This is a genomic window from Micromonospora sp. II, assembly GCF_001709195.1.
GTDB lineage: Bacteria > Actinomycetota > Actinomycetes > Mycobacteriales > Micromonosporaceae > Micromonospora > Micromonospora chalcea.
This window is the reverse complement of the sequence record NZ_LYXF01000024.1, coordinates 785,663-801,960: the sequence shown is the minus strand read 5'-3', so window position 1 is coordinate 801,960 and position 16,298 is coordinate 785,663. Positions and strand designations below refer to the sequence as shown.

The following is a 16,298-nucleotide window of genomic DNA, read 5'->3' as shown; positions in this document are numbered from 1 at the left end:
CGGGACCCGGTCAGCTCCGCACGACAGCGAACATCCAGCAGCCGTACACCACGTTGCGGCTGTGCAGCAGGTCCACCGCCGGGTCGGCGAACAGCTCCGCGACCACCGCCTCCGGGTCGCCGCCGTCGTGTCGCCGTCCGCCCACGATGCGGCCCCGGCTGTCGTACGCGCGCAGCACCTGCTCCCGTCCGCGCCACTGGGACGGGTACGCCGTCACGTCGTGCGGGCCGGCGCATTCGGCGGCGTGCGCGAACACCGGTCCCACCTCGCGGTACGGGCTCGGCGGCAGCGGCGGGGCGTACCCGAACAGCAGCAGCGTCTCGTCCGGCCGGGCGTCGCGCAGGCAGCAGCGCAGCGGCTCGCCGCCGGTGGCGTGCCGGTGCTCGGGCGGCTGCCCGGTGGCGTCGCGGCCGGTGCGGCGCAGCTCGGCGAGCGTCCCCGCGGGCAGCGGGTGGATCCGGAACGCGGTACGGGTGATCGTCACGGTCCCAGCCTGGCGCGGCCCGGACCGCGGCGCTGGCGGTGATCGGACCTGGCATTCCGGGTGCCGCGAGATTGCGCGCCGAGCGGGCACCCGCCGGCCGCGTCCCGCGCCGACAATGGCCGGATGGACGTCGACGACTACCGGACCCACTCCCCGTACAGCGATCCCCGCCACCACGCGGCGCTGCTCGAAGCCGTGCCGGCTGACCTGCCCACCGTCGCGGCGACCGCCCGCAACGTGATCATCCACTACCGGGCCGGCGGGGTGGAGCTGCCGGACGTCCGCCGGGCCGAGGTGAATCTGCGCTGGCTGGACCGCATCCTCGACGCCGACCAGTCGCGGTTCCCGCTGCCGCTGGCCGCCGAGCGCCCGGCCGCCGAACGGGTCGCCGGCTGCTGCCGGGACCACACGCTGCTCACCGTCGCGACGCTGCGCCAGCACGGCGTCCCGGCCCGCAGCCGGGTCGGGTTCGCGAGCTACTTCGTGCCCGGCTGGCACCACGACCATGTGCTCGCCGAGTGGTGGAACGGCGATCGCTGGGTCTGGTCCGACCCCGAGCTGGACCCGGCCGGCGACCGGCCGTTCGACGGCTACGACATCGACCCGGAGGCCGGGCACTTCGAGTCGGCGGCCCGGGTGTGGCTGGCCTACCGGGCGGGCCGGGTCGACCCGGACACCTACGGCGTAGACCCGTCGCTGCCGATCCGGGGCGACTGGTTCATCCACGACTACGTGCTGCTGGAGCTGGCCCACCGGCACAAGGACGAGGTGCTGCTCTGGGACGGTTTCGGGGCGATGACCGAGGACCTGACCGGCGCCGACCTCACGCTCGTCGACGAGGTCGCCGCGCTGCTGGTGGCCGCCGACCGCGGCGACGCCGCCGCCGGGCGGGAGCTGGCCCGGCGGTACGCCTCGGACGCCCGGCTGCGTCCGGGCCCGACGGTGCACTGCATGGACCCGGTCTCCGGCGTGGCCGCCGACGTGGACCTGCGGCGCTGACCCGGCGGCCTCCTACCGGGGCCACGCGGGCTCACCCGGGCAGGGGCGCCTCGTCGCCTCGGGTGCGGCGCGGGTTGACCAGCCGCCGGACCATCGGCGCGGCGTTCCACCGGGCCGCGCCGACCAGGTCCCGGGCGTGTTCCAGCACGGTGTAGTCGGGCCGGGCCATGCCCTCGGCGATGGCCCGGTCGAGGTCGTTGCCGCAGCGGGTGAGCACGCTGTCGAAGTCCCGCCGGACCGGTTCCAGCAGGTCGTAGCCGAAGGAGCGGTGCAGCCGGGCGAACAGCGGCTTGTAGAGGCGGGCCCGCTCGTGCAGTCCCGACGAGTACGACATCGGGTTCTTCGGCCGCTGCCGGACGTAGCCGGGCAGCAGGTCGGCGAAGGCCTGCCGGACGATCCACTTCTCCTGCCCGTCGCGCAGCTTGAGGTCCAGCGGCAGTCGCATGGCCAGCTCGACGACGCTGAGGTCGAGGAACGGCACCCGGGCCTCCACCCCGTGCGCCATGCTGGCCCGGTCCACCCGTTGCAGCTCGGTCCGGCACAGGTTGCGGATCTTGTGCAGGAACAGCCGGCGGGACCGCTCCGGCCCGACCTGGTGGTACATCGGATAGCCGCCGAACAGCTCGTCGGAGCCGTCGCCGGTGAGCACCACCCGTACGCCCAGCTCGCGCAGCCGCCGGAAGATCGGCACCGAGACGACAGCGTTGATGATGTCGCCGTACTCGGTCAGCTCGGAGACCCGGATCGCCTCACGTACGTCGGCCAGCCGGATGTCGCGGGGGCGCAGCTCGATCACCTCGTGCGGCACGCCGAGGTCGGCGGCGAGCCGCCGGGCGTACGCGACGTCGGGGCTCTCCGGCACGCCGATGGTGACCGCCACGCAGTCCGGGTGCAGTTCGCGGGCGTGCAGCAGCGCCAGCGAGCTGTCCAGGCCGCCGGAGAGCACCACGCCGACGGTGAGGTCGGTGTCCAGCCGGGCCCGCATCGCGTCGGTGAGCGCGACGCGGACCAGCAGGGCCGCCTCGTCCGGGTCGTCGATCACCGGCAGGCCGTCGCCGAGGGTGAGCAGGTCGACGTGCGGGCGCGGCCGGACCGGTTCGCCGGGCTCGACCCAGCCGTGGTGCCCGGGCGCCACCTCGCCGATCGGCGCGCCGTGCCCGACGAGCGCCTTGACCTCGGAGGCGAGGTGCAGGCAGCCGGGCAGGCGGGACCAGTACAGCGGCTTGACCCCGAGCGGGTCCCGGGCCAGGTACGCCCGCCCGCTGTCCCGCTCGACGATCACGAACGCGTACTCCCCGCGCAGCCGGCGTACCGCGTTCTCGCCCCACTGGCGGAACGCGGTCAGCACGACCTCGGTGTCGCCGGTGGTGCGGAACTCGTGCCCGAGCCGGGTCAGCTCGGCGCGCAGCTCGTGGTGGTTGAAGATCTCGCCGTTGTAGCAGAGCAGGTGCCGCTCGTCCGGCGACATCCACGGCTGGACGGACCGTTCCCGGTCCACGATCCTCAGCCGCCGTACGCCGGCCAGGAGGCCGTTCTCCTGGCGGGTCTCGGTGACCTCACCGCGCGACGCGAGCGCGGTGAGCATCCGGCGGAACGTGGCCGGGTCGGCCTCGGGGCCGATGCTCAGCGCGATGCCGCACACCGGGTCACACCCCCATCTCGGCCTCGTACGCCCGCCGGTAGCGGCGGCGGGCGTCCGGGGCGAGACACACGTGCCAGGCCTGTCCCTCGTCGACCACGTTCACCTCGCCGGCGTCCTGGCGGGCCAGGAGCAACCCGGCGAGGGCCGAACGGGCGCCGAAGCGCTCGTACCATTCCAGCTCGACATCGGCGGCCCAGCCGAGGCAGTGTCCGCTGGGCACCATCGCGGCGTACCCCAGGCGGCGCAGCCGGTACTGGTGCTCGGCGCTGCGGGCCAGGCTGGTCACCCAGAGCGGCGGCGTGCGGTCCGGCGCGACGGCCGCGAACTCCCGGGCCAGGTCGTTGAGGAACGCGATCATCTCGCGGCGGGCCCGGCGGAACAGCAGACCGGCGGTACGCGGGGTGGCGGCCGGAAGCAACCGGCGGCGCGCCGCGCGCAGGCCCCGGCCCACGACCGTGGCGGGCTGCTCCTGATAGCGGAACTCGATCAGCCCGCGCCGGCGCAGCCACTCCAGGTCGACGAGTTCGGCGCTGGTGCGGACCTGGTCGTCGGTGAGGAACGTCGGGGCGTCCCGCCACCAGAGCACGTCGACGCGGGAGAGCAGGTAGATCCGCACCAGCGCGGTGAGGTCCTGCGCCGAGCTGCGCGCGTTTGGCTGGTAGCGGGCCATCTCCAGCAGCAGCGTCTCCCGGGCCCCGATCAGCCCCTGGGGCGTGGCGTCGAGGACGGCGGCGATGGCGGGTTCGCGCAGCCGCTGGTCGAGCAGCACCTGGCGGGCGGTGGCCGACGGCGCGTCGGCGAGCGCGCCCACCTCGACCAGGAGGTCCGCCACCGCCGCCCGGTACGCGGACAGGTCCGGGACGGCGTCGCCGCGCCGGCCGGCTGCGGGCACCCGGCGGGCGGGAGCGGTGGGTGCGGCGGCGGGACCGGGCTGGCGACCGGGGCTGCGGCTGGGCACTCGCATGGTCTCCGTCCCCTCTCGGTCGGGACACGGCGTGATTGGGCCTGCGCACACCGTAAAGACCGGAGAAGGCGCGATTCCTCCCATCTCCTCCGAAGTGCCCGATCAGGTGGCGGACGGCGACACCAGGGCCTGCACCTCCTCGTATCCGGGCGGCGCCGGCAGGCCCGCGTCGCGCCCGGCGCCGATCGCGTCGGTCAGGTGCAGCGCGGCACCGAGCGCGGCCCGGAACAGCAGCGATCCGGTGCTGACCCGGGCCACGCCGAGCCGCCCGAGGGCTGCGAGGTCCGGGCCGCCCGGCCGGTACAGCACGTTCAGCGGCAACCCCGCCTCGGCGGCGAGCAGGCCGACCAGGTCGTCCGGCGCGCCGGGCACGAACAGGCAGTCGGCACCGGCGGCCCGGAACGCCGCCGCCCGCCGCCGTGCCTCGTCCAGCGGCGCCGGCACGCCCAGCCACCAGGCGTCGGTGCGGGCGTTGACGACCATCCGCGGCACCGCCGCGCGGACCGCAGCGATCACGGAGGCGACGTGGTCCGCCGGGGCCAGTCGCCCGTCCGGGCGCCCGTCCTCCAGGTTCACGCCGACCACCCCGAGCGCGGCCAGCTCGCCCACGAACCCGGCGACCTCCGCCGGGTCGTCGTGGAAGCCGTCCTCGACGTCCACCGTGAGCAGCGTCGGCAGGTCCCGCAGCCGGTACGCCAGCTCCAGCGTCTCGGCGCGGGTCGCCCTGACGGCGTCCGGTCGGCCGGCGGCCGCCGCCACGCCCAGGCTGGTGGTGCCGATCGCCTGATGCCCCCTGGCGGCGAGCGCCGCGGCGGAGGCGTGGTCCCAGGCGTTCGGCAGGAGCAGCGGTTCGCCGGGCCGGTGCAGGTCACGGAATGCGCGGTACCGGTCGGTCATCGGAGGATCACCTCGAGTGGGGTCGGCGGGACGTCAGGGGTAGGGCCGGCGGGACGGCAGCGGCGGCGCAGCACGCCGACCACGCCGGCGGCCAGGGCGAGCGCGTGCCGCTGCCCGGGGCAGCCGCGGGGTCCGGCGCCGAACGTCAGCGCGGCGTTCGCCCGGCCGGCGCGGAAACGGTCCGGCTCCGGAAAGACCGCCGGGTCGCGGTTGGCGGCGTCGAACCGCAGCAGCAGCCGCTCCCCCACGCGCACCGGCTGGCCGCCCAGGGTCAGCGGGTCGGCGGCGACCCGGCGGGTGACCCGTACCGGCGGGTCGAGGCGCAGCACCTCGGCGAGCAGCGCGTCGGTCTCGAGCCCGTCCGGCGCGTCGAGCCCGTGCCGGACGGCGGCCACGATCAGCCCGGCGGTGGCGTCGGCGGCCTGCACCAGCAGCCCGAGCCGGTTCGCTGTCACCTCGGCCGGAGCGGGCGGCGACATGGCCAGCAGCGCCGCCACCGCCCGGTCCGCCCGCCGCACCGCCGCCGGGCCGGCGCCCGGGTGGTAGGCGGCGGCCACCGCCGTCACCTCCGCTACGGCCGCCGCCGGGTCGGCCAGCCCGAGCCGCTCCGCCAGCACCACAAGGGGTACGCGCCGAGCCAGGTCACCGGTCACGTCCACCCGGTCGCCGCCGTTGTCCGCGCTCGCGGCGCGGTCGAGGATCCGCCCGGTCAGCCGTTCCGCGATCACGCGCAGTTCCCGTGGGTCGAGCGTGTCGAGCGCCGCCACCCCGACGGCTCGCCGCGCGGCATGCCGGTCCGGCGGGCTGAACCGGCTCACCGAGGCGCGCAGCCATGCCAGGCCACCCTCCGGCGCCTCCTCGGCGGGCGGAACCACGCAGCGGGGATCGGTCAGGACGGAGACGACGTCCGCGTACCGGGTGACCACCCAGCCGCCGTCGTCCGAGGTCGGCGGCCCGCAGGGCGGCGTGCCCGGAGCAGCCGTGATCGTCGGTGAATCCATCACCCGACCGTAGGGCGCCGACAGTTCGGCCCGGACCGAACGATCCGGCCGGGCACACCCGGCGGTCAGTCGCGGGCGGGACCGGTGCCGCGGGGCACGGGCGGGTCAGGCGCGCGCCGGGCCGGTGTCGCGGGTGGCGGGCGCGGCCAGCAGCACCGGGTCGAGCCCGAGCGCCTCGGCCAGCGCGTCCCGCCCCGCCGGGGTGACCCGTACCGCCCGGCCGTTGCCGCGCGCGGTCCAGCCGAGGTCGAGGAAGCGCCCGCATAGCGCCGCCCCGACCGCGCCGGCCAGGTGCGGGCGCCGTTCGGTCCAGTCCAGGCAGTCGCGGACGAGCGGCCGCCGGGTGCCGCGCAGTGGTTCGACGGGTACGCCGAGACGGTCCAGCCAGCTCATGCCGGCCTCGGTCAGCGCGAGGCCGCCGGTGCGGTCGAGCACGCCACGGTCGAGCAGGGCGTCGTGCAGCAGCACGCCGAGCCGCCCGGCCAGGTGGTCGTAGCAGGTGCGCGCGTACGCCAGGGCGGCACCGGCCGACGCGGCGCGCAACGTGCGGGGCGGGGCCGCCGGTGCGGGCGCCCGCGCGGCCAGGTCCTCGACGAGCTGGGCGACGCCCGGGTCGGCGAGGCGGACGTACCGGTGGCGGCCCTGCCGCTCCTCGACCACCAGACCGCCCGCCACCAGCCGGGTGAGGTGGCCGCTCGCGGTGGACGCGGCCACCCCGGCGGCGCGGGCCAGCTCCCCGGCGGTCCAGGCGCGGCCGTCGAGCAGGGCCAGACAGAAGCCGGCCCGGGTGGGGTCGGCGAGCAGCGCGGCGAACCCGGCGAGTCCGCGTCCGTCGGCACCGGTGGTCATCGGCCCATGCTGACACGGGCACGGTTCGGGCCGCGCCGAACGGTCCGGGGGTTGGGGTCAGATCGCGGTTCCGGGTGGGGACTTCAGGAGGGATGCCGCTTCGGCCGGGTAGCCGCCACGACCCGACCGCAGGGCGATGGCCGCCAGACGAATCAGGTCGATGTTGACGCCGGCAGCACCACTCGGGTCATGCACCTGCAGGCGCACCTCCACACTCACCGCCGTCTCGGCCCAGCCCTGCGCTTCGATGTTGAGGTGGGCGATCTTGTGGGATCGCAGGTGCGGCATGTACGCGAGGGGCGCCATCTGGACCTTGCCGGACGACCCCAGGGCGTTCAGCTTGGACTGCTTCTTGGTGTTCGGGTTCTCGACCAGGTTGCGGAAGTCTTCGGTCCCGCCCAGATTGACCTGGTAGGAGCTGCCCAGGGTGAGGCCGCGCTCCTCGATCAGCCGCAGTAGTGCGTGGTGCAGCACGGAGGTGCCGAACTGGCTGGCCAGGTCGTCGCCGAGCAACGGCACACGGGCTTCCTCGAAACGTGCCAGTAGTGACTCGTGCCTGGCCACCGGATCCGACGTGGTGTTCACGAACGCGACTCCCGCTGTCAGAGCCGCCTCGGCGTAAGCCCGAGCCGTGTCCGGCCGGCCGCTCGGAGCGGAGTAGAGCAGCACCTCCGCCCCTTCCAGCGCGTGCGCCACCCGTTCGACTTCCGTCGAGTCCACCAGGCCACGCCGCACCGTCACGCCGGCGGGCGGAAGTTCGGTGTCGAGGCGCGGGAAGTTGTTGGGCGGCATGAATATCGCCTCGTGGAGATCCTTGCCCACCTTTCGGTCGGACATGGCGAAAGCGGCGACGACGTCGATGTCGCTGACGCCCAGTCCCGCGATCTCTGGCCGGTGGAGCCCTACCAGGCTGCCGGTGTTGCGGTAGAAGGCGATGCCCTGCACCAACGCCGACGTGTTGTTGCCCACACCGACGACCGCCAATCGAACACTGTCGATCATGGGGCGAAGAGTACCCGGATCTGCCCACGCCGGGGGTCCCGGTCAGCGGAACCGACGCCCACCAGCGCCGGGTATGACCTCTCGGTCAGCCGCCGGAACGCGGGCAGGCGGCGGTCAGCTCGCTGACCGTACGGGTGTCGGCGTCGTAGCTGCGCGCCGCCACGAACGCCCCGGCCGGGCGGCCCGCTCCGGCGACCGCCCGGGCCCGGCGCCGGTCCGCCGCGCCGAACCGCAGCGCCAGGCTCAGGTGCGGCACCCACCGGCCGGGCTGGTGCCACGAGTGCCCGCCGGACGCCTCGGCTAGCACGTCCCAGACCGCGCCGTGCAGCGCGACGAGCTGCGGTGTCGGGCGGACCAGCCACACCAGCGGCGCGGTGCCGTCGAGCACCGCCACCCGGTCCAGCCGCACCGGCAGCGGCAGCGCCGCGTCGCAGAGGTCGGCCAGTCGCTGCTCGGCGCCGGGCGGGAACTCCTCGACGGAGGCGAGCGTCAGGTGCGGCCGGTTCGTCGGGTGCGTGTTGCGGGCCAGGCTGGGCAGCCCGGCAGCGGCGAGCCGGTCCCAGGCAGCGCGAACCGCCGCTTCCAGTTCGGGTGAGCAGAGCAGTTCGACCGTCCGCACGTGATCAGGCTAGTCGCCGGCGCCGCGCCACGACGTCCCGTACCTCAGAGCCAGCCGGCCTCGCGGGCGAGCCGTACCGCTTCGGCCCGGTTCGCGGCGCCGAGCTTCTGCACGCAGGCGCTCAGGTGGTTGCGGACCGTCCCGGCGGCCAGGTGGGTACGCCGGGCGATCACCGCGACCGGGGTGCCCAGCTCAGCCAGGCGCAGCGTCTCCAGCTCGCGCGGCGTCAACGGGCACTCGGGCAGGGTGAGCGCGTCGGCCGCGAGCGCCGGATCGACGTACCGGGCGCCGGAGTGCACCCGGCGGATCACGTCGGCCAGCGCGCCGCCGGGAGCGCCCTTGGCGAGGAAGCCGCGCACTCCGGCGGCCAGCGCCGGCCGGAGCTGGGCGGGGCGGCCGTGTCCGGTGAGGATCACCGGGGCGCAGCCGGGCAGCGCCCGGGTCAGCTCGGCGGCGACCTCGACCCCGCCGGGCGCCGGCATCTCCAGGTCGAGCACCGCGACGTCCGGCCGGTGGGCAAGCGCCGCGTCCAGGGCCGCGCGCCCGTCGCCCGCGTGCGCCACCACCTCGATGTCCGGCTCCAGGTCGAGCAGCGCGGCGAGGGCGAGCCGGATCAGCTCCTCGTCGTCGGCCAGCAGCACCCGGATCATCGCGCCACCGGCACGGTCGCGACCAGGCTGAACACGCCGTCGGCGGCGTCCGCCCGGACCCGGCCGCCGACCGGGGCGAGCCGGTCGGACAGGCCGCGCAGGCCGCCGCTGAGCCGGTCCGGGCCGTCGCCGTCACGCACGCCGTCGTTGCGTACGGTCAGCGTCACCGCCGTGTCCTCCCGGGTGATCTCGATCCGGCACCAGCCGGCCCGGCTGTGCCGCAGCACGTTCGTCCCGGCTTCACGCAGCACGGCGGCCAGGTCGGCGGCGACCGGCCCGGGCACGTCGCCGGACGGCGGGACCACAGTCGTGCGTACGCCGCTGGAGCGCAGCACCTCCCCCACCGCGGCGGCCTGCTCGGCCAGGTCGACGGCGCGGTAGCCGTGCACCGCCGCGCGTACCCGGGTCAGCGCCGTTGCGGCGAGCCGCCGCGCCTGCGCCGCCTCCCGGGCGGCCCGGTCCGGGTCGGTCGGCGCCAGCCGCTCGGCCAGCTCGGCCTTCAGCGCGATCACCGTCAGGTCGTGGCCGAGCAGGTCGTGCACGTCCCGGGCGAAGCGCAGCCGTTCCTCGGCGGCGGCCAGCCGGGCCTGGGCGGCCTGCCCCTGCCGGGCCTCGACCAGCAGGTCCCAGAACCAGACCTGGACCCAGGTGAGCGCGGCTGTCCCGGCCCCCACCAGGCCGGTGACCAGCAGCGCCGTGGTCAGCGGGCCATCGGTCCACCAGGTGACGGCCGCGGACGCCGCGAGGACGCCGGCCGCCGCCACCGCCGCCACGACGGGCCGGAACAGCAGCGGCGTCATGCCGACCAGTGATGCGCCGAGCCACGCCCAGGTGGGCCAGGAGCCGGCCGCGACCGGGCCGAGCAGCGGCAGGCTGAGCAGCGCCGCCACGGTCAGCGCGGCGTGCCGGCGGCGGCGCGCCGGCACGGGCAGCCACGGCGTGACGGCAGCGTGCAGCACCGCGACCTGGGCGGCGGTGAACACGAGCAGCCCGGCGGCGCCGAGCGCGACGCGTACCGGGTCGGGTTCGCGGGCCAGTCCGACCGCTGGCAGCAGCACCGTCGTCCACACGTTCGTGGCCAGCGACAGCAGCGTGACCCGCCGGGCCCGGCGCAGCCGGTGGTCCGCCGGATCGACGCTCATGCCCGCTGATCCTAGGGCGTGCACCGGTCCGCCCACTCCTGAGAAACGTCACGGCCGGGCCGTGCGATCCGCACGGTTTCCCGATGACTGACGCGCCTTCTCCGGTGCGCCCGGCGGCGGCAGGGTCGGGGCATGACGGAGATGACTGTGGTCGTACCCCGGCGGTGGGCCGGGTGGGCGCGGACGCGGCACCTGGCCGCGATGGTGGTGGCGATGCTGGCCGGGATGGTGCTGCTCGGGCCGCTGTGGCGGGTGGGCGCGGACGTGCTGGGCGGCGCGGCGGTGCTGGCGCGGCCGGACGTGGGCGCGCTGGTGATGGCGACGAACATGGCGGCGGGCATGGCCGCGTGGATGTGGCACCGGGGGTACGGGCGGGCCGCCACCGCGGAGATGTCGGCGGCCATGTACGTGCCGTTCCTGCTGCTGCTCCCGCCCTGGTGGGCGGGGTGGGCCGGGGACGACGCGCTGCTGCTCGGCGGCCACCTGCTGATGGTGCCGGCGATGCTGCTGGTGGCGCTGCGGCACCGGCACACGTCCGCGGCGCCGCCCCGCCGACACCCGGTCGCGGCAGCCGTGGCGCGCGGGTGGCCGGCCGGGCTGGCGCTGCTCATGACCGTGGACATGTGGTTCGCGCCGACCGTCTTCGCGCCGTGGACGCTGCTGGTCCTGCCGGCCGGCTACCTGCTGATCGGCACCTGGCGGCGGCAGTGGGGCGACCGGCGCGCGCTGGCCGCGCAGCTCGCCGGGGCGGCCGGGTGGGGCGGCCTGGCGGTCGTGGCGACGGTCGCCTCCGCCGACGTCGCCGGGGTGCTCGTCGGGGTGGGCTGGCTCGTCCACGCCGCCTGGGACGCCTGGTACCACCGCACCGGAACGGTGGTGCCGCGCGGGTACGCGCTGTGGTGCGCGGTGTTCGACGTCGCGGTCGGTTTCACCACGTTGCTGGCCGTCCTGTCCCGGTGATCCGGCGAGGGCACGGGGCCACGCCGGATCACCCGGAGGGGACGGCACGCAGGTGGCGCGGCGAACGTTTGGCCCGGTCGCCGCGACCGCCGCGCGGCGGTGATGAAAAACTTGTCGCATGACCGCCGCACCGACCCCGACCGACCCCGCCATTCCCGCCGACGCCGAGGACGCCACCGCCTTCGCGGATCTCGGGCTGCGCACCGAGTTGCTGGGCGCGCTGGCCGCGCTCGGCTACGAGGAACCCACCCCGATCCAGCGGGAGGCGATCCCCCCGCTGCTGGCCGGGCAGGATCTGCTGGGACAGGCGGCGACCGGTACGGGCAAGACCGCCGCGTTCGCGCTGCCGCTGCTGCAGCGGATGCCGGTGGGACGGCCGGACGGCGACCCGGTGTCGCTGGTGCTGGTGCCCACCCGTGAGCTGGCCGTGCAGGTCTCCGAGGCGTTCCACCGCTACGGCAAGGACCTGGGCGCCCGGGTGCTGCCGATCTACGGCGGGCAGCCGATCGGCCGCCAGCTGCGCGCGCTCGACCACGGGGTCGACGTGGTGGTCGCGACGCCGGGCCGGGCCCTGGACCACATCGCCCGGGGCACGCTGCGGCTGGGCGCGCTGGCCACGGTGGTGCTGGACGAGGCGGACGAGATGCTCGACATGGGCTTCGCCGAGGACATCGAGGCGATCCTGGAGCACGCGCCGGCCGGCCGGCAGACGGTGCTGTTCTCGGCCACCATGCCGGCCCGCATCGACGGGCTGGCCCGGCAGCACCTGACCGATCCGGTCCGGATCCAGATCGAGCGGGAGCGGCCGGTCGCCGGGGAGGCGCCCCGGGTGCGGCAGAGCGCGTACATCGTGGCCCGGGGGCACAAGCCGGCCGCGCTGGGCCGGGTGCTGGACGTGGAGTCGCCCACCGCGGCGATCGTGTTCTGCCGCAGCCGCGAGGAGGTCGACCGGCTCACCGAGACGATGAACGGCCGGGGCTACCGGGCCGAGGCGCTGCACGGCGGGATGAGCCAGGAGCAGCGCGACCGGGTGATGGGCCGGCTGCGCGCCGGTACGGCGGACCTGCTGGTCGCCACCGACGTGGCCGCCCGGGGGCTGGACGTCGAGCAGCTCACCCACGTGGTCAACTACGACGTCCCGTCGGCGCCGGAGTCGTACGTGCACCGGATCGGGCGGGTCGGCCGGGCCGGGCGGGAGGGCGTGGCGATCACGCTCGCCGAGCCGCGCGAGCACCGGATGCTCAAGACCATCGAGCGGGTCACCGGCCAGCGGATCACCATCGACAAGATCCCCACGGTGGCGGACATGCGCACCCGGCGGCTGGAGCTGACCCAGGGCGCGCTGCGGGAGAGCCTGCTGGAGGACGACCTCGACCCGTACCGGGTGATCGTCGAGTCGCTGACCGACGAGTTCGACCTGGTCGAGGTGGCGCTGGCGGCGGTGAAGCTGGCGCACGAGGCGACGTCGCCCGGCTCGGACGACGAGGAGGAGATCCCGCAGGTTCCGGTCCGGGGCCCGCGCGAGGGCCGCCCGGAGACCGGTGGGCGGGGCGAGCGCCGGGGGCCGGGCCGTCCGCGTACCGGGGGGACCACCCAGGTCTTCATCGGGCTGGGCCGGCGTGCCGGGGTACGGCCGCAGGACCTGGTCGGCGCGATCACCGGGGAGACCCGGATCAGTGGCCGGGACATCGGCTCGATCGAGATCGCCGACCGGTTCTCGCTGGTCGAGGTGCCGCAGGCGGTGGCCGACGAGATCATCTCAGGGTTGCGGGGCACCACGATCAAGGGCCGTAAGGCGACCGTACGCCGGGACCGGGACGGCGACGGTTCCGGTGAGCGCCGCGACCGGGGTTACGAGCGGCGCGACCGGCGCTGAGCGCGGACGGACACGGCGTCGCCCCGGCCACCGTGCGTACGGTGGCCGGGGCGACGGCCGTCAGGCCGCGGCGAGCGCCGGGCCGTCCAGCGCCTGCGTGTCGAGTTCGGCTGGGCGCAGCGCCAGCGCGAGCACGTCCGCCACGTCGGACAGGGTGTGCACGGTCAGCGCCTCCCGCACCTGCGCCGGCAGGTCGTCCAGGTCCGGCTCGTTGCGCTTCGGGATGATCACCTCGGTGAGACCGGCCCGGTGCGCGGCGAGCAGCTTCTGCTTCACCCCGCCGATCGGCAGCACCCGGCCGGAGAGCGTCACCTCGCCGGTCATCCCGAACTCGGGCCGCACCGGACGCCCGGTCACCAGTGAGGCCAGCGCGGTCACCATGGTGATGCCGGCGCTCGGGCCGTCCTTCGGTACCGCGCCCGCCGGGACGTGCAGGTGGATCCGCCGCCCGGCCAGCGCGTTCGGGTCCAGCCCGTAGCGCCGCCCGTTCGACCGCAGGTACGACCACGCGATGTGCGCGGACTCCTTCATCACGTCGCCGAGCTGCCCGGTGAGCGTCAGCCCGGGCTCGCCCTCCATGGTGGTGGCCTCGATGAACAGCACGTCGCCACCGGCGCCGGTGACGGCCAGGCCGGTCGCCACGCCGGGCACGGCGGTCCGCTCGGCCGACTCCGGGGTGAACTTCGGCCGGCCCAGGTAGCGGGCCAGGTTCCCGGCGTCCACGTGTACCGGCGCGGCGTCCGTGGCGAGCGCGACGGCCACCTTGCGCAGGATCTTCGCCAGGGCCCGTTCGAGCTGCCGGACACCGGCCTCCCGGGTGTACTCGCCCGCGATCAGCGCCAGCGCGTCGTCGGCGACGCTCACCTCCTCGCCGGTCAGCCCGGCCCTTTCCCGCTGCCGGGGCAGCAGGTGGTCGCGGGCGATGGCCACCTTCTCGTCCTCGGTGTAGCCGTCCAGCGCGACCAGCTCCATCCGGTCCAGCAGCGGGCCGGGGATCGCCTCCACCACGTTGGCGGTGGCGAGGAACAGCACGTCGGACAGGTCGAGGTCGACCTCCAGGTAGTGGTCGCGGAACGTGTGGTTCTGCGCCGGGTCGAGCACCTCCAGCAGAGCCGCCGCCGGGTCGCCGGAGTAGCCGGCGGCCAGCTTGTCGACCTCGTCGAGCAGCACGACCGGGTTCATCGAGCCGGCCTCGCGCAGCGCCCGCACGATCCGGCCGGGCAGCGCGCCGACGTAGGTGCGCCGGTGGCCGCGGATCTCCGCCTCGTCCCGGACGCCGCCGAGGGAGACGCGGACGAAGTTGCGGCCCAGCGCCCGGGCGACCGACTCGCCGAGGCTGGTCTTGCCGACACCGGGCGGGCCGGCCAGGGCGAGCACCGCGCCGGAGCCGCGTCCGCCGACCACGCCGAGGTTGCGCTCCGCGCGCCGGTCGCGCACCGCGAGGTACTCCAGGATGCGGTCCTTCACGTCGGCCAGGCCGGCGTGGTCGGCGTCGAGCACGGCCCGCGCCGCGGCCAGGTCCGTGTTGTCAGCGGTACGCGTGCTCCACGGCATCTCCAGCACGGTGTCCAGCCAGGTACGGATCCAGCCCGCCTCGGGTGAGGCGTCACTGGCCCGTTCCAGCTTGCCGACCTCGCGCAGCGCCGCCTCGCGTACCTTCTCCGGCAGGTCGGCGGACTCCACCCGGGAGCGGTAGTCGGCGGAGCCGTCCGGCTCGTCCTCGCCGAGTTCCTTGCGGATCGCGGCGAGCTGCTGGCGGAGCAGGAACTCGCGCTGGGACTTCTCCAGCCCTTCGCGCACGTCGCTGTTGATCTGCTCGGTGACCTCCTGCTCGGCCAGGTGCTCCTTCACCCAGCCGACCAGCAGCTCCAGCCGGGCGGTGACGTCCGGCGCGGCGAGCAGCTCGGTCTTCTGCGCCAGGCTGAGCCAGGGCGCGTAGCCGGCCGAGTCGGCCAGCTCGGACAGGTCCGTCATCCGCTCCATCGCGTCGATCACCTGCCAGGCGCCGCGCTGCTGGAGCACCGAGGTCATGAGCGCGCGGTACTCGCGGGCGAGTTCCCGGGCGCGGCCCGCCGGGGCGGGCTCGTCGAGGGTCGCGGCCTCGACCCAGAGCGCGGCGCCGGGACCGGGCACGCCGGAGCCGATACGGGCCCGGACGAGACCGCGGATCACGGCGGCCGGCTCGCCGCTGGGCAGCCGGCCCACCTTCTCGATCGTGGCGACCACGCCGACGGAGCCGTACTCGCCGTCGAGGCGGGGCACGGCCAGGAGTTCCTTGTCGCCGGTGGCGCGGGCCGCGTCGACGGCGGCCTGGGTGGTCGGGTCGAGGGTGACCGGGATGACCATCCCGGGCAGCAGGACGGTGTCGGTCAGGGGAAGTACCGGAAGAGTTGCCATCGGACACCTGCCATCACGTTGGTTGAGCGTGTCTGGCTCAAGTAACAAAAGGTGTCCCTTGTTCCGGGTTGTGACCCACGCCACTTCCGGCCTTCCCGACACCTGTTCGCGCACCGGTCCTCTATTGGCCGCGACGCTTACCTGGCACGACCCGCCGAATGCAAAGAGGCGGGTATTGTTGCGAAATTACCGTGAGGTAAGTCAGACTCTTAGCACACCCCGCCCGACACAGGGAGTAATGGCGATGGCAAGGAAAGTAATCACCGTTCTGACCGACGACCTCGACGGCGGAAAGGCCGATCGGACCGTCGAGTTCAGCCTGGACGGCGTGGCGTACACGATCGACGTGTCCGACGAGAACGCGGGCGTACTGCGCAAGGCGCTGGACCCGTACATCAGCGCTGGCAGGCGGATCGGCCGCGGCGCCACCGAGGTCGCCCGCGCCACCCGGCGCGCGGGCCGGCCGAGCACCTCGGGAATGGACCGCGAGCAGAACCGCGCCATCCGCGAATGGGCAGCCAAGAACGGGTACGAGATTTCCGAGCGCGGGCGCATCCCGGTGTCGGTCGTCGAGGCGTACAAGAACCGCTGAGCGCTAAACACTCACCGTCGGGTATCCCAGGGTCACGCTGAGAAATCGCAGCGCCCGGCCGGCCTTTTGTGTTGTCGGTGACTTTCATCGGGCTGGAGTCCGACGGCACGAAACTTCTTCCCGGAACGATTCCCACGCTCCCCTGCCGGACCCGCCTCGCGTACCCACCACGCGGACACGACACGGCCGCGGCCACCCGGACGGTTCCCGGGCGGCCGCGGCCG

The 16,298-nt window shown here is 75.0% G+C and carries 15 protein-coding genes; 4 read left to right on the top strand and 11 right to left on the bottom strand.

What is annotated here, in order from left to right; genetic code table 11:
- Window positions 1–10: 10 nt before the first annotated feature.
- Window positions 11–484: a DUF1203 domain-containing protein gene (locus A8711_RS15330; RefSeq protein ID WP_069088583.1), complete on the bottom strand. Its 474-nt coding sequence runs from the start codon at window positions 482–484 to the stop codon at window positions 11–13.
- 123 nt (window positions 485–607) lie between these two features.
- Between A8711_RS15330 and A8711_RS15325 the strand changes: the two genes are divergently transcribed.
- A complete protein-coding gene (locus tag A8711_RS15325; protein ID WP_069088582.1) occupies window positions 608–1,483 on the top strand; it encodes a transglutaminase domain-containing protein in 876 nt (291 codons plus the stop codon).
- A gap of 31 nt (window positions 1,484–1,514) precedes the next feature.
- On the opposite strand, the gene A8711_RS15320 is transcribed toward A8711_RS15325, so the two are convergent.
- The 9 genes from A8711_RS15320 to A8711_RS15280 form a co-directional block, all read right to left on the bottom strand.
- The gene (locus tag A8711_RS15320) at window positions 1,515–3,125 is read right to left on the bottom strand and encodes an asparagine synthetase B (protein WP_069088581.1); all 1,611 of its coding nucleotides are present in this window, start codon (window positions 3,123–3,125) and stop codon (window positions 1,515–1,517) included.
- A 4-nt stretch (window positions 3,126–3,129) separates the two neighbouring features.
- Window positions 3,130–4,089, bottom strand: a complete 960-nt coding sequence (locus A8711_RS15315) for a hypothetical protein (RefSeq protein ID WP_043323699.1) — start codon at window positions 4,087–4,089, stop codon at window positions 3,130–3,132.
- 102 nt (window positions 4,090–4,191) lie between these two features.
- Window positions 4,192–4,986: an isocitrate lyase/phosphoenolpyruvate mutase family protein gene (locus A8711_RS15310; RefSeq protein WP_069088580.1), complete on the bottom strand. Its 795-nt coding sequence runs from the start codon at window positions 4,984–4,986 to the stop codon at window positions 4,192–4,194.
- Window positions 4,983–5,987: a cytochrome P450 gene (locus tag A8711_RS15305; protein WP_233607778.1), complete on the bottom strand. Its 1,005-nt coding sequence runs from the start codon at window positions 5,985–5,987 to the stop codon at window positions 4,983–4,985. The genes A8711_RS15310 and A8711_RS15305 overlap by 4 nt, the downstream gene beginning before the upstream one ends.
- A gap of 105 nt (window positions 5,988–6,092) precedes the next feature.
- Window positions 6,093–6,836, bottom strand: coding sequence for a helix-turn-helix transcriptional regulator (locus A8711_RS15300; protein ID WP_064445798.1), 744 nt, complete (start codon window positions 6,834–6,836; stop codon window positions 6,093–6,095).
- Between the two features lie 57 nt (window positions 6,837–6,893).
- The gene (locus A8711_RS15295; RefSeq protein WP_043323695.1) at window positions 6,894–7,838 is read right to left on the bottom strand and encodes an inositol-3-phosphate synthase; all 945 of its coding nucleotides are present in this window, start codon (window positions 7,836–7,838) and stop codon (window positions 6,894–6,896) included.
- Between the two features lie 85 nt (window positions 7,839–7,923).
- Window positions 7,924–8,457 (bottom strand): 2'-5' RNA ligase family protein, encoded by a 534-nt coding sequence (locus tag A8711_RS15290; protein WP_064445797.1) that lies wholly within the window; start codon window positions 8,455–8,457, stop codon window positions 7,924–7,926.
- Between the two features lie 44 nt (window positions 8,458–8,501).
- Window positions 8,502–9,107, bottom strand: a complete 606-nt coding sequence (locus A8711_RS15285; RefSeq protein WP_064445796.1) for a response regulator transcription factor — start codon at window positions 9,105–9,107, stop codon at window positions 8,502–8,504.
- Window positions 9,104–10,249, bottom strand: coding sequence for a sensor histidine kinase (locus A8711_RS15280; RefSeq protein WP_069088578.1), 1,146 nt, complete (start codon window positions 10,247–10,249; stop codon window positions 9,104–9,106). Before A8711_RS15280 ends, A8711_RS15285 begins: the two co-directional genes overlap by 4 nt.
- A 132-nt stretch (window positions 10,250–10,381) precedes the next feature.
- Here A8711_RS15280 and A8711_RS15275 point away from each other — a divergent pair, with 132 nt between their 5' ends.
- The gene (locus A8711_RS15275; protein ID WP_064445794.1) at window positions 10,382–11,209 is read left to right on the top strand and encodes a hypothetical protein; all 828 of its coding nucleotides are present in this window, start codon (window positions 10,382–10,384) and stop codon (window positions 11,207–11,209) included.
- Between the two features lie 118 nt (window positions 11,210–11,327).
- Window positions 11,328–13,085, top strand: a complete 1,758-nt coding sequence (locus A8711_RS15270; protein WP_043323686.1) for a DEAD/DEAH box helicase — start codon at window positions 11,328–11,330, stop codon at window positions 13,083–13,085.
- A gap of 60 nt (window positions 13,086–13,145) precedes the next feature.
- Here A8711_RS15270 and lon read toward each other — a convergent pair whose 3' ends face one another.
- Window positions 13,146–15,482, bottom strand: coding sequence for an endopeptidase La (gene lon, locus A8711_RS15265; protein ID WP_069088577.1), 2,337 nt, complete (start codon window positions 15,480–15,482; stop codon window positions 13,146–13,148).
- A 244-nt stretch (window positions 15,483–15,726) separates the two neighbouring features.
- On the opposite strand from lon, the gene A8711_RS15260 reads away from it, so the two are divergent.
- Window positions 15,727–16,074, top strand: a complete 348-nt coding sequence (locus tag A8711_RS15260) for an Lsr2 family protein (protein WP_043330078.1) — start codon at window positions 15,727–15,729, stop codon at window positions 16,072–16,074.
- Window positions 16,075–16,298: the final 224 nt, after the last annotated feature.

Bases quoted from the DNA above. Each gene is read 5' to 3' on its own strand.
- A8711_RS15305 (WP_233607778.1), bottom strand. From the start codon at position 5,987: ATGGATTCACCGACGATCACGGCTGCTCCGGGCACGCCGCCCTGCGGG.
- A8711_RS15270 (WP_043323686.1), top strand. From the start codon at position 11,328: ATGACCGCCGCACCGACCCCGACCGACCCCGCCATTCCCGCCGACGCC.
- A8711_RS15325 (WP_069088582.1), top strand. From the start codon at position 608: ATGGACGTCGACGACTACCGGACCCACTCCCCGTACAGCGATCCCCGC.
- A8711_RS15285 (WP_064445796.1), bottom strand. From the start codon at position 9,107: ATGATCCGGGTGCTGCTGGCCGACGACGAGGAGCTGATCCGGCTCGCC.
- A8711_RS15300 (WP_064445798.1), bottom strand. From the start codon at position 6,836: ATGACCACCGGTGCCGACGGACGCGGACTCGCCGGGTTCGCCGCGCTG.
- A8711_RS15280 (WP_069088578.1), bottom strand. From the start codon at position 10,249: ATGAGCGTCGATCCGGCGGACCACCGGCTGCGCCGGGCCCGGCGGGTC.
- A8711_RS15315 (WP_043323699.1), bottom strand. From the start codon at position 4,089: ATGCGAGTGCCCAGCCGCAGCCCCGGTCGCCAGCCCGGTCCCGCCGCC.
- A8711_RS15310 (WP_069088580.1), bottom strand. From the start codon at position 4,986: ATGACCGACCGGTACCGCGCATTCCGTGACCTGCACCGGCCCGGCGAA.
- A8711_RS15260 (WP_043330078.1), top strand. From the start codon at position 15,727: ATGGCAAGGAAAGTAATCACCGTTCTGACCGACGACCTCGACGGCGGA.
- lon (WP_069088577.1), bottom strand. From the start codon at position 15,482: ATGGCAACTCTTCCGGTACTTCCCCTGACCGACACCGTCCTGCTGCCC.
- A8711_RS15295 (WP_043323695.1), bottom strand. From the start codon at position 7,838: ATGATCGACAGTGTTCGATTGGCGGTCGTCGGTGTGGGCAACAACACG.
- A8711_RS15275 (WP_064445794.1), top strand. From the start codon at position 10,382: ATGACGGAGATGACTGTGGTCGTACCCCGGCGGTGGGCCGGGTGGGCG.